At 49.0% G+C, this 10,389-nt stretch carries 13 protein-coding genes and 1 pseudogene; 10 read left to right on the top strand and 4 right to left on the bottom strand.

The annotated features are described in order from the left end of the window. Positions 1–140: 140 nt before the first annotated feature. The gene (locus BRW63_RS26245) at positions 141–1,070 is read right to left on the bottom strand and encodes an IS5 family transposase (protein ID WP_083583267.1); all 930 of its coding nucleotides are present in this window, start codon (positions 1,068–1,070) and stop codon (positions 141–143) included. 9 nt (positions 1,071–1,079) lie between these two features. Beyond that, a pseudogene (locus tag BRW63_RS29750) lies at positions 1,080–1,526 on the bottom strand (catalase); the annotation flags it as partial. A 228-nt stretch (positions 1,527–1,754) separates the two neighbouring features. Between BRW63_RS29750 and BRW63_RS28640 the strand changes: the two are divergent. Next, positions 1,755–1,931 (top strand): hypothetical protein, encoded by a 177-nt coding sequence (locus tag BRW63_RS28640; RefSeq protein WP_181314509.1) that lies wholly within the window; start codon positions 1,755–1,757, stop codon positions 1,929–1,931. A 214-nt stretch (positions 1,932–2,145) separates the two neighbouring features. Next, positions 2,146–3,366, top strand: coding sequence for a saccharopine dehydrogenase family protein (locus BRW63_RS26230; RefSeq protein WP_073075268.1), 1,221 nt, complete (start codon positions 2,146–2,148; stop codon positions 3,364–3,366). A gap of 14 nt (positions 3,367–3,380) precedes the next feature. On the opposite strand, the gene BRW63_RS26225 is transcribed toward BRW63_RS26230, so the two are convergent. Further along, on the bottom strand, positions 3,381–3,665 hold the full coding sequence (locus tag BRW63_RS26225) for a Rossmann-fold NAD(P)-binding domain-containing protein (protein ID WP_244913297.1): 285 nt from the start codon (positions 3,663–3,665) through the stop codon (positions 3,381–3,383). A gap of 210 nt (positions 3,666–3,875) precedes the next feature. Here BRW63_RS26225 and BRW63_RS26220 point away from each other — a divergent pair, with 210 nt between their 5' ends. Together BRW63_RS26220 and BRW63_RS26215 are read left to right on the top strand one after the other, a co-directional pair. Further along, on the top strand, positions 3,876–4,607 hold the full coding sequence (locus BRW63_RS26220) for a ParA family protein (protein WP_073075267.1): 732 nt from the start codon (positions 3,876–3,878) through the stop codon (positions 4,605–4,607). 9 nt (positions 4,608–4,616) lie between these two features. Next, on the top strand, positions 4,617–5,420 hold the full coding sequence (locus BRW63_RS26215) for a ParB/RepB/Spo0J family partition protein (protein ID WP_073075266.1): 804 nt from the start codon (positions 4,617–4,619) through the stop codon (positions 5,418–5,420). A gap of 43 nt (positions 5,421–5,463) precedes the next feature. Here the strand turns inward: BRW63_RS26215 and BRW63_RS26210 are convergent, their stop codons facing one another. Beyond that, positions 5,464–5,706 carry a type II toxin-antitoxin system ParD family antitoxin gene (locus BRW63_RS26210; RefSeq protein ID WP_073075265.1) on the bottom strand — a complete coding sequence of 81 codons (243 nt, stop codon included), beginning with the start codon at positions 5,704–5,706 and terminating at the stop codon, positions 5,464–5,466. 197 nt (positions 5,707–5,903) lie between these two features. Between BRW63_RS26210 and BRW63_RS26205 the strand changes: the two genes are divergently transcribed. From BRW63_RS26205 to BRW63_RS26175, 6 genes are all read left to right on the top strand, one after another. Then, positions 5,904–7,361: a class I SAM-dependent DNA methyltransferase gene (locus BRW63_RS26205; protein WP_073075264.1), complete on the top strand. Its 1,458-nt coding sequence runs from the start codon at positions 5,904–5,906 to the stop codon at positions 7,359–7,361. A 52-nt stretch (positions 7,362–7,413) separates the two neighbouring features. Further along, positions 7,414–7,632 (top strand): type II toxin-antitoxin system HicB family antitoxin, encoded by a 219-nt coding sequence (locus BRW63_RS26200; RefSeq protein ID WP_073075263.1) that lies wholly within the window; start codon positions 7,414–7,416, stop codon positions 7,630–7,632. Further along, a complete protein-coding gene (locus tag BRW63_RS26195) occupies positions 7,632–7,952 on the top strand; it encodes a type II toxin-antitoxin system HicA family toxin (RefSeq protein WP_219898748.1) in 321 nt (106 codons plus the stop codon). The genes BRW63_RS26200 and BRW63_RS26195 overlap by 1 nt, the downstream gene beginning before the upstream one ends. Positions 7,953–7,975: 23 nt before the next feature. Further along, a complete protein-coding gene (locus BRW63_RS29315; RefSeq protein WP_223257529.1) occupies positions 7,976–9,394 on the top strand; it encodes a PDDEXK nuclease domain-containing protein in 1,419 nt (472 codons plus the stop codon). Between the two features lie 125 nt (positions 9,395–9,519). After that, on the top strand, positions 9,520–9,765 hold the full coding sequence (locus BRW63_RS26180; protein ID WP_073075262.1) for a type II toxin-antitoxin system RelN family antitoxin: 246 nt from the start codon (positions 9,520–9,522) through the stop codon (positions 9,763–9,765). After that, positions 9,755–10,135, top strand: a complete 381-nt coding sequence (locus tag BRW63_RS26175; RefSeq protein ID WP_073075261.1) for a type II toxin-antitoxin system RelE family toxin — start codon at positions 9,755–9,757, stop codon at positions 10,133–10,135. The genes BRW63_RS26180 and BRW63_RS26175 overlap by 11 nt, the downstream gene beginning before the upstream one ends. Positions 10,136–10,389: the final 254 nt, after the last annotated feature.

Here is a 10,389-nt window from a genome sequence, read left to right as displayed (position 1 = left end):
CCCTTGTTCAGGGGTCATTTCGCGGGTTCTCAGAACGACTTCTATTAGATTGTCCAATTGAATGGCGAGGTTGGCACTGAGTATGAATACTCATCGCAAAGGTGGGATGCTCCCAGACTTAACCTTGAGAACACTATTAACTAAGCTTCAACTCGATAACTATCGGGTTTTGCGATCTGGATCATGCGATTGAGAGCTGCACATTTAATCACCAACTCCACAGCTTGATTGTCAAAATCACGCGAACTGAGACTCCCCCCAAAGATCGTCTTGAAGCGGAACATTGTCGTTTCTGCTAATGAACGGCGATGGTAGTTGCTCTCTTGTTTCCAGGCTTTACGCCCAACTTTCCGGACGCGACGGAGATTCTCATCTCGGTTGTGCCGTTCTCCTTGAGTGTTGCCATGTTTCCAAATCTTGGCCCCTCGGCGTGGGGGAATCGTTGCCCTAGCTTTGCGGTCTCGAATGGCATCGTAACATTGCCGTTGGTCATACGCTCCATCGCCGGAAACTTGGTCGATGTCTCCGTCGATTTGATCTAATAATTCCGGCAATACTTGCCCATCGCTGATGGCATTGGTGGTGACAAAAGCCGCGAGAATCTCTCCGGTTTGCTCATCAACACCGAGGTGCAGTTTACGCCAAGTCCGCCGTTTACTGATGCCGTGTTGCCGCGTTTTCCACTCCCCTTCGCCATACACTTTCACCCCCGTCGAGTCTACGACCACATGCTTCGCGTCTGTTTTCGGTAATACAGGAAGCACGATGGACAGGCTGCCCAGTCGCCGAGACACCGTGCTATGGTCGGGCACTGGCAACTTGATGCCCATCAGTTCAAACACCGATTCCACGAATCCCTGGCATTGTCGTCCTGCCAGTCCATAAATCGATTTCAGCGTCACCATCGTGGTGATGGCTAAATTGCTATACAGCAGTGAAGCACCCGGTTTACCGCTGAAGGTTGGCACAATCCACGACTCCAGAGCCGATTCATCGACCCAGAACGTCAGGCTTCCTCTTGGTTTCAATCCGGCGTTATACTCAGACCAGTTGCGGATGCGGTAGCTCATTGCGTTAAATAAATCTAGGTAATCCTGCGCGTTCCGAATCGCAAAGACAGGGTGATTCACCAGGGTGAAATCGTGAGTCTGCAAATGCTTTTCGCCCTCTAGCACCTTTTCACCTTCAACACCCAATAGCTTAACAGCAATTCCGCGCGTGTCTCCCTTCGCATCCGCCTGCGATTCACGAGCCCCGTTGGAAAAGCGCACCCAGGCCGGAAACGTGCGCGGTTCCCGGAAAAGCCCCACCTTGAGCGCCTCAGGCAGATGGTTCTCAATGATGAATTCAGCTTTGACGCAGCCGTGATGCTTGGCATGGGCATCCCGCTTGGCGGGTCGAATGTTACCAGGATAATCGGTCTTCAGCAAGGTCAAACTAATCTGCTCAATGGCTTGAATAATGGCTGCTTCACTCGCTGGAATGCATTCTTGACCCAGTGCCAGCCGTTCGCCTTGATGTTGCATCGTCGTTTACTCCTCGAAAGTCTACTGTGGTTGTCAAGAGCTAAACAGGCGCTCATGACTACATCGCGCTGCAATCAGGAAGCACCAAAAGCGCTAAAGCTTGAAGATGAGCAGATTCAGTCCTGCGTCCTGGTTGACTGACAAAACTGTTTTGGGATGAAAGGCAGGCTAGAAGGGAAGGAGAGCATGATTTATGCTGGAAAGTTACCACACCTAACAGCAAAAACAATGGCTCCCACTTCCCGACTCTATAATGCGTTGAATGATTTTCTGCGTCAATATGGCATCGTGTGGCAGGATGCTCGTCACCTGCAAACGCTTTGCTGGATGATGATTGACATGATCCAAAGTCAAAACGTGCATCTCAATGGCTTTGGCGTATATAGCGTTTATCAACCTAGTTAAGTACGGTAACAACAGTGCGTAAACCAACCCAACCAATCCTCTTTTGTCACTTCTGAGAATGCGTCATCCAACGCTTTGAGCAACTCAGGATAAGTCCTGGCACCGTGTCGTAACCACCCTAAAGCAAGGGAATTTTTCTCCTTTTGTGTAGTTGCCTGTTATGAACTCCTGTTGCAGGATAGATGAGTCGTCTAGTGCTAGGAATCTTGCTGCAATGTCTGATCGTTCCTATGATGTCGTTCTCTATGGTGCCAGTGGCTTTGTTGGCAAACAGACCGTCCACTATTTTGCCAATCACGTTTCTGACTCAGTGCGCTGGGCAATAGCAGGACGAAATCGCCAGAGATTAGAAGCGGTTCGAGATGAGATGGGTGTAAGCGTAGATGTGCTGGTTGCCGATAGTCAGGATCAGCCAGCCATCGATGAGATCGCCGCTCAAACCCAAGTCATTCTCACCACGGCTGGACCTTTTGCGCGCTATGGCAATGCTTTAGTTGATGCCTGTGTTCGATTCAAAACGCACTATGTAGACATTACGGGAGAAACGCCGTGGGTCAGAAGGCTGATCGATCGGTATCAGGCGCAGGCAGCGATCGACGGCACACGCATCATTCCTTGCTGTGGGTTTGACTCCGTTCCCTCTGACCTCGGCACTTACTTGATGGTTCGGCATCTACAACGCGAATTCAATACGTCTTGCCAGCAAGTGAATGCGTACTTTCAAGCAGCGGGTGGCTTTAACGGTGGGACTCTGGCATCTGCGTTTCATCTCTACGATTCAGGAGCGGGCGCACAGATGAGCGAACCCTTTCTGCTGAATCCCGTGAAGACACAGACTCAAGCTGATTTGGATCGTAACCGCGATCCTCAAATGCCAGCCTTTGATGCAGACCTCAACACGTGGGTTGCACCTTTTTTCATGGCACCTGTGAATACTCGTGTAGTTCGTCGCAGTGTTGCGCTATATGAGGAATGGCAGGAACCGTATGGAAGGGACTTTATCTATCAGGAGTACCTCAAGTTTGATGAACCATTTGCAGGGCTAAAAGCAGCGGGCGTGACAGCAGGACTTGGACTCGTTGCGGGACTTCTTTTTCAACAGCCACAGGTGAGATCGCTGCTCCAGCCGATGCTGCCGCAAGCTGGCAGCGGACCGTCTGAGCAAACGATGAACGAAGGTTGGTTCTCCTGCGAACTTGTGGGGACGGCGATCGATGGGCGCAAAGTCCGGGGACTGATTCGGGATCAGGGCGATCCTGGCAATCGAGCCACGGTCAAGCTGGTGTGTGAATCTGCTCTGAGTTTGGCATTGCACGGGGAGGAGCTACCCGGAGGGCAGACAAGGGGCGGAATTCTCACGCCTGCAACTGGGTTAGGGGATGTGTTGGCACACCGATTGCGCTGTGCTGGAATGACTCTAGAGATAGGCTTGTAAACAATGCGAGCATTTTACCAAGGCAGCACTTCTCCATTCGCGTGCCAAAACGTTCCGGTATTCTCTAAAGTCATTGCATCGATCCGTTGCAGTAATTCCTGCACAGAAACTTCTGGCGTAATTCCATGGGTCGTAAATCCGGTCATGCGAGTTTGCACTAAACCTGGATGCAGAATTGCGACTGCAATCCCGCGTCCCTTTAGGTCATACGCTAGCGACTTCCCTGCCATCGACAATGCCATCTTCGACATCCGGTAGCCATAGGAACCGCCAGAAGTATTGTCCTCAATCGAACCCATTCGGCTGGTCAAGCGTTAATTGAGAGTTCTCCTTGAAGGTCTAGCGTTCAGCCATTCAGCCTGTAGTTTGCTGAACGAAATATTTCAGTGGAGTGAAGGCAACCTTACTCATTAGTTTTTAAGAAGGGTTTCTCAAGAGTTTAGAAAATAGCGGTTCTTATTGATAGCGAAGCCTGTATCGTTTACTTATAGACATGACGTGGGTTATACATGACGCAACATCGGGTTGCTGTGGCGGCAAGAAAAGGAGGAGTTGGCAAGACCACGATCGCCTGTGGAGTTGCCTCGGTTCTGGCTAAGCAGGGTAAGCAAGTCTTAGTTGTTGATCTAGATCCCCAATCAAATGCAGCTTACGCATTGGGAGTAGACCCGACCGCACCTGGCACGGCTGAACTTTTGACGGGCAATCAACCGAATCCTTTAGAAGCAGCGTCAGGGTTATATGTGCTTCCAGGTGGACCCAATTTAACAAATCAGACAATCCAGTCGCTCCATCCTGAAGACCTGGCAGATTTGGTGAAGGTCATGCCCTACGATGCGGTCATTTTAGATTGCCCTCCAGGGAATGAAAGTTTGGAGCGCTTAGGATTGGTTGCAGCGCAGACAACGCTTGTTGTTACCAATGCTCACCCTTTCGCCATTATGGGAGCCAACCGAGTGATGGGTATTTTGGAGAGCTACCGAAATAGAGAGCGTAGAGGACCAAAGCAGTGGGCATTGGTTCTATCTCAAGTTGATGAACGACGAGCATTAGATAAAGAGCTTCCAGCTCAGTTAGTGCAACGCTACTCTGATATTAAGCACTTCACTGTTCATCAAGACACGAACCTTTCACAGGCTGGGGCGCAGCAGATACCTTTGATGAACTATGCGCCCCGATCGAGATCGGCGACGGAACTGACCGCGATCGCGCAATGGGTGATGGAAATAGCTACGGATTAAGGAGCAGAAATGGCAAGACGACGCAGCGCAGCAGAATTGTTGGATGCAGCCGATTCCGCAGGGACTGCTATTCAGGCAAAGGATCGAGAAGCAGAAGCAAAGGCTGAATTAGAACAATCTCGACCGTCGGTTTTGCCGTTAGGGAAGATTCTAGATCGCACCAGTGACACGAGAGAACTGAGCAATCAGCATGTGAGCGATTTAGCGGAGTCGATCGCGGTACTGGGGCTTCTAGAACCATTGGTAGTTGATAGACGGGGCAGGTTGCTAGCGGGTGGACATCGCAAAGCAGCAGTGTTTGTGCTGAAAGAGGCAGATCCTACTGCCTATGCAAAACAATTTTCAAACGACCTCGTTCCGGTCAGAGTGGTCGATTTTGATGCTGAGGAAAATCCAGACCTGGCGCTGCAAGTTGAAGTTACAGAGAACGAGAAGAGAAGGGACTATACACCAGGGGAGGTTCGAGCATTAGCCGAGCGATTGCGGGATTCGGGTTACGCGGATGTGAAGGGAAGACCAGCGAAGGGCGAAAAAGCTCTGCGACCAGCCCTGGAAGTGATTATCGGCAAGAGTATTCGGACGGTTCGGCGCTATTTGAATACGGATATCGAGGAAAGTGTGACAGATGTCCGGCTTTCTGGGACGGAAGACAGCAATACTGTTGCAACGTCGCTGCGTCGTTTGCAGACTGAGCTAACCCGTTGGCAGAAAGCCTATGCTGAACCGGGAACTCCTGAACTTGAAAGCATCACCAAAAATGTGACTCGGCTGCTGAAGCGCGTTGACACGGCTCTGAAGAAAGAAAAGGGTTGAGCGCTGAGCGTGTAGCGATTTTGCATTAGAGAGTCTGACGAGTCTACTCAAGTCCCAGCAGTTCTTGAATCACATCTTCGCTGTCGAAGACTTCTCCTCGATCGCGCTCCTCGATGCCGATCGCAATCTCCTTCTTGAGCGTTGTAAGACGTATCTCCCGCAAGCGATCGCGCTCCTCAAGCAAGCGCAGTGCCTCTCGTACCACTTCGCTGGCAGAGAGGTAGCGACCACTCTTGACCTTGCTGTGGACGTATTGCTCAAGCTCTGGAGTGAGGGAAACGTTCATAAGCAAAGCCTTGAAAAAGGCTAACGGAAGGAACTATCCAATTCTGCTGTGAACAGCAAGGAATGTCAAAGTTTGTCATTCGCTCTTCTCAATTATGCCGCCTGATGCCAAGATAGAGTAGTCTTGCGGTCGATGCGGCGGCGTTATATGCAGCACCATCGCTTACTCTCCTCTCTAAAACTCTGTAGAAAAGCTAGATGTTTGAGCAAACGTTTAAAAACATTGATGACGTTCTCTGGAAGGAGGCGGGCTGCACTACAGATCTGGACTATACAGAGCAAACGTCCTGGCTGCTGTTTCTGAAGTATCTGGATGACCTGGAGCATGAGAAGGCGCTGGAAGCCGAGCTAGTGGGCAAGTCTTACACGTTCATTGTGGATGGGTCGCATCGGTGGTCGTCTTGGGCTGCGCCAAAAAAGGCAGATGGCACCGTCGATCATGACAACGCTCTGATTGGCGATGACCTGATTGATTACGTGAATCGACAGCTATTCCCTTACCTTCAGGGGTTCAAGTTACGAGCTACCAGCCCAGCCACGATCGAGTACAAGATCGGTGAGATTTTTAGCGAGATTAAGAACCGATTTCAGAGCGGCTATAGTCTGCGGGATGCGCTGGAGTATGTGGACGAGTTGCGGTTTCGATCGCAGCAGGAGAAGCATGAACTCTCGCACCTGTATGAAGCCAAGATTCGGAATATGGGCAATGCGGGGCGAAATGGGGGGGAGTATTACACGCCGCGTCCGCTGATTCGCGCCATAATTCGGGTGGTGAAGCCGCAGATTGGCGATCGCATCTATGACGGTGCTTGCGGGTCGGCGGGGTTCTTGTGCGAGAGCTATGACTATTTGCGCCAGGGCAAGCTGACGACGAAACAGCTTGAGCAGCTTCAGACCAGCACGTTTACGGGCAAGGAGAAGAAGAGCCTCGCTTATGTGATTGCCATCATGAACATGATTTTGCATGGCATTGATGCACCCAACATTATCCACACCAACACGCTGACCGAAAACCTGAGCGATATTCAGGACAAAAACTGCTTTGATGTGATTCTGGCAAATCCGCCCTTTGGCGGCAAGGAACGCAAGGAAATTCAGCAGAACTTCCCGGTCAAAACGGGGGAAACGGCTTTCCTGTTTTTGCAGCATTTCATCAAAATTCTGAAGGTGAGCGGCAGAGCCGGAGTGGTGATCAAAAATACGTTTCTGTCGAACTCAGATAATGCCTCCCACGCCCTACGTCAGGAACTCCTCAGCAGTTGCAACCTCCACACGATTCTGGATTGCCCTGGTGGAACGTTTATTGGAGCCGGAGTTAAAACGGTAGTGCTGTTCTTTGAAAAAGGCACACCCACTCAGAAAATCTGGTATTACCAACTCGACCCAGGACGGAATATGGGCAAGACTAATGCCCTGCATGACGATGACCTGCAAGAGTTTGTAGAGTTACAGGCTACGGTTGCCGAGACTGAAAAATCTTGGCTGGTGGATATCGCCGATGTGGAACGGGAGTCGTTTGATCTGTCAGTGAAGAACCCGAATAAAGCAGCGGAATCTCCGCTCCGAGAACCGCAGGAAATCATGGATGAGATTGCGGCATTGGATGCAGAGAGTGCAGAGATTTTGGCTGGCATTGGGGGGATGTTAGGCGGTTGATAGACTGTATGAGCTTGCCTTGGGGTTTCAAAGTAATTTGGGAGAAATAGTTATGAAAAATATCAAAATCATTGTCGAAAAACATCCCGATGGCTATGTTGCTTACCCATTAGGGATTCAGGGTGTTGTAGTGGGTGAAGGGGATACCTACGAAGAAGCTCTCGATGATGTACGCTCTGCGATTTTATTTCATGTCGAAACGTTTGGACAATCGGTACTGGAATCTGAATCCTCAATCCTCGAAGCCTTTGTGGCAGAGGCAAGCGTGTAATGGCAAAGTTTCCAGTTGATGCACCCAAAGCAAAGGTCATTAAAGTGCTTGAGGGGTTGGGGTTTTCAATCGTCAGAGAGAAGGAGCATATTTCTATGGTTAGACAAAATCCTGATGGAACTAATACTCCCTTAACGCTGCCAACCATAACCGCATCAAGGGTTCTACGCTCAGAAGTATCTGCACTCAATCTGGCATTTCACGAGATGATTTTATTGCTGCTTATGAACAAGTGTAGAGAAATATCGGTTCTGCTTGCAGCTTTTAAGGTAGAGAGTGAAGAGGTTTTGGCAGGGATTGGGGGAGTGGTATGCGGGTGAGAATGGACGGGGAATATTCAGCAGTGGAATGGGAGACAAAGAATCTTGGTGACATCTGCGAGAACCTCGATAGTAAGCGAGTGCCTGTTACCCAATCTTCAAGAAAAGCTGGAATTATTCCTTACTATGGAGCTTCCGGCATTGTTGATTATGTTGCCGATTATATTTTTGACGAGGATTTGCTTCTAGTCTCTGAAGATGGTGCCAATCTTCTGGCACGAACCTATCCAATAGCATTCTCAATTAGAGGAAAAGCTTGGGTAAATAACCATGCTCATGTGCTTCGATTTGCTGAAAGAACCACGCAGAGTTTTGTCGAATATTATTTAAACTCTATTTCCCTTGAACCATATGTGAGCGGCATGGCACAGCCAAAGCTCAACCAAAAATCGCTAAACTCGATCAATATTCTAATACCACCAATCCCTGAGCAGAAGCGGATTGTGGCGATTGTAGACCAAGCCTTCGAGGGAATCGATCGCGCGATCGCCAACACCGAAAAGAACCTCACCAACACCCACAAATTCTTTGAAAGCTATCTAAATTCCATTTTCACTCAGAGAGGCGACGGGTGGATTGAAAAGCGATTAGGGGACATAGCAACCTTTAGGAACGGACTCAACTTCACAAAAAATAGCAAAGGTGAATCAATCAAGATTGTTGGTGTGAAGGATTTTCAGAACAATTTCTGGATTCACGAAGATCAGTTAGATTCTGTGACACTAGATGGAGATTTAAAGGAAATAGATATCCTACGAAAAGGAGATATATTAACTGTTCGTTCAAATGGGAATAAGGAACTAATTGGGCGTTGTGTGCTGGTAGGCGAGCTTTCTGCAAAGACTTCACACTCTGGATTCACAATCAGAATTCGCATAGAAAGAGAAGATATCCATCTTCCATTTATAGTTCACTTTCTAAAGTCCAGGGAGTTGCGAAAACAGCTAGTGCTGGATTTTCTAAATCTGAGCGATCGCTATCTCGAAAAAGACCTTGAAGATGCCATCCTGCGAGAAATCGAACAATTTTTGTTAGAACTGGGTGCAGGGTTCACCTTTATCGCCCGCCAAAAGCGATTGCAAATCGACAACGACGACTTCTACATCGACTTGCTGTTCTATAACCGCAAACTCAAACGCCTCATCGCGATCGAGCTAAAGCTGGGCAACTTCCGCCCCGAATATAAAAGTCAGATGGAGCTTTACCTGCGCTGGCTCGCCAAATACGAACAAGAGAGCGACGAACTCCCCCCATTGGGAATCATCTTATGTGCAGGCAAAAAGCAAGAGCAGATTGAACTCCTAGAACTCGATAAAAGCGGCATTCATGTCGCCGAATACCTGACCGTACTCCCTCCCAAAGAAGTGCTGCAAAACAAACTGCATGAGGCGATCGTTTCCGCCCGTCACCGACTGCAAGCCTCGAAAGATGAGCCATCATGAACGAAGCCAACCATGACAAATTGATTAATCACCACCACCGGAGCGATTGATTCATGCTGATTCAGAAAATCATGACTCACTGGAAGTAAATTGGATCGACGCAATTAACACCACCATCACCCTGTATGAGAGCAATTGAAGCCACAGCAACTATTGATGAGAGCGGACAACTGACCCTCGATCGATCTCTAGACGTGACCAAACCCCAGCGCGTTCGCGTCATCGTCTTACTTTCCGAAGATGACGACCCTGATCCTGATGAAACACCTACTGAAACTATGATTGAAGGAATTCATCAAGGATTACGCGAGGCTTTGGCTGGGCAAACAATTCCTCTATCGAAACTGTGGGAGGGGATTGATGCAGAGTGAACCATCACCCGCATCGATCGCCCTGACTCCCCGTTTCCAACGAGACCTTCGAGACCTTGCCAAACGCTACCGTTCAATTCGTACTGACCTCCAATCTCTAATCGCCCAACTTCAAGCAGGTGAAACTCCCGGCGATCGCATTGCTGGCATTGCATACCAAGTTTTCAAAGTTCGTCTCAAAAACAGCAACATTCAAAAGGGCAAAAGTGGAGGCTATCGCGTTATTTACTACCTGAAAACTAATACAGAAATCATACTCGCCACCATCTACTCTAAATCTGACCTCTCAGATGTTAGTAATGAAGTAATTGAAGCAGCGATCGCGCAATACGAGCAAGAAATTCAAACAGCAGACAACTCAGATTTTTAGGCGTATGCAAGCTGAAGAATTCGATAAAAAATTTGATCGAGGGGAAGATGTCATTCAGGAACTTGATTTATCGAAAGCCAAGCGTCGTAACAATCTTTGTCAAAGTCCAGACATCACTCAGCCCCGTGCCCCTGGACTCCTAGTAGAGAGTCAAGGTTGAATTGAGGGATAAAGCCGCTTCAGTTTGACGCGAGCATCTGCGGTGGTAAATCGCCAATCGACCGTGTGGTTCTGAGCCTTTCTTGACTGTTGCC

It is taken from the genome of Phormidesmis priestleyi ULC007 (assembly GCF_001895925.1).
Classification (GTDB): domain Bacteria; phylum Cyanobacteriota; class Cyanobacteriia; order Leptolyngbyales; family Leptolyngbyaceae; genus Phormidesmis_A; species Phormidesmis_A priestleyi_A.
Note: the sequence above shows the minus strand (reverse complement) of the source record. Positions and strands in the feature narration are given on the sequence as shown.

Bases quoted from the DNA above. Each gene is read 5' to 3' on its own strand.
- BRW63_RS26245 (WP_083583267.1), bottom strand. From the start codon at position 1,070: ATGAGCTACCGCATCCGCAACTGGTCTGAGTATAACGCCGGATTGAAA.
- BRW63_RS28640 (WP_181314509.1), top strand. From the start codon at position 1,755: ATGGCTCCCACTTCCCGACTCTATAATGCGTTGAATGATTTTCTGCGT.
- BRW63_RS26230 (WP_073075268.1), top strand. From the start codon at position 2,146: ATGTCTGATCGTTCCTATGATGTCGTTCTCTATGGTGCCAGTGGCTTT.
- BRW63_RS26225 (WP_244913297.1), bottom strand. From the start codon at position 3,665: ATGGGTTCGATTGAGGACAATACTTCTGGCGGTTCCTATGGCTACCGG.
- BRW63_RS26220 (WP_073075267.1), top strand. From the start codon at position 3,876: ATGACGCAACATCGGGTTGCTGTGGCGGCAAGAAAAGGAGGAGTTGGC.
- BRW63_RS26215 (WP_073075266.1), top strand. From the start codon at position 4,617: ATGGCAAGACGACGCAGCGCAGCAGAATTGTTGGATGCAGCCGATTCC.
- BRW63_RS26210 (WP_073075265.1), bottom strand. From the start codon at position 5,706: ATGAACGTTTCCCTCACTCCAGAGCTTGAGCAATACGTCCACAGCAAG.
- BRW63_RS26205 (WP_073075264.1), top strand. From the start codon at position 5,904: ATGTTTGAGCAAACGTTTAAAAACATTGATGACGTTCTCTGGAAGGAG.
- BRW63_RS26200 (WP_073075263.1), top strand. From the start codon at position 7,414: ATGAAAAATATCAAAATCATTGTCGAAAAACATCCCGATGGCTATGTT.
- BRW63_RS26195 (WP_219898748.1), top strand. From the start codon at position 7,632: ATGGCAAAGTTTCCAGTTGATGCACCCAAAGCAAAGGTCATTAAAGTG.
- BRW63_RS26180 (WP_073075262.1), top strand. From the start codon at position 9,520: ATGAGAGCAATTGAAGCCACAGCAACTATTGATGAGAGCGGACAACTG.
- BRW63_RS26175 (WP_073075261.1), top strand. From the start codon at position 9,755: ATGCAGAGTGAACCATCACCCGCATCGATCGCCCTGACTCCCCGTTTC.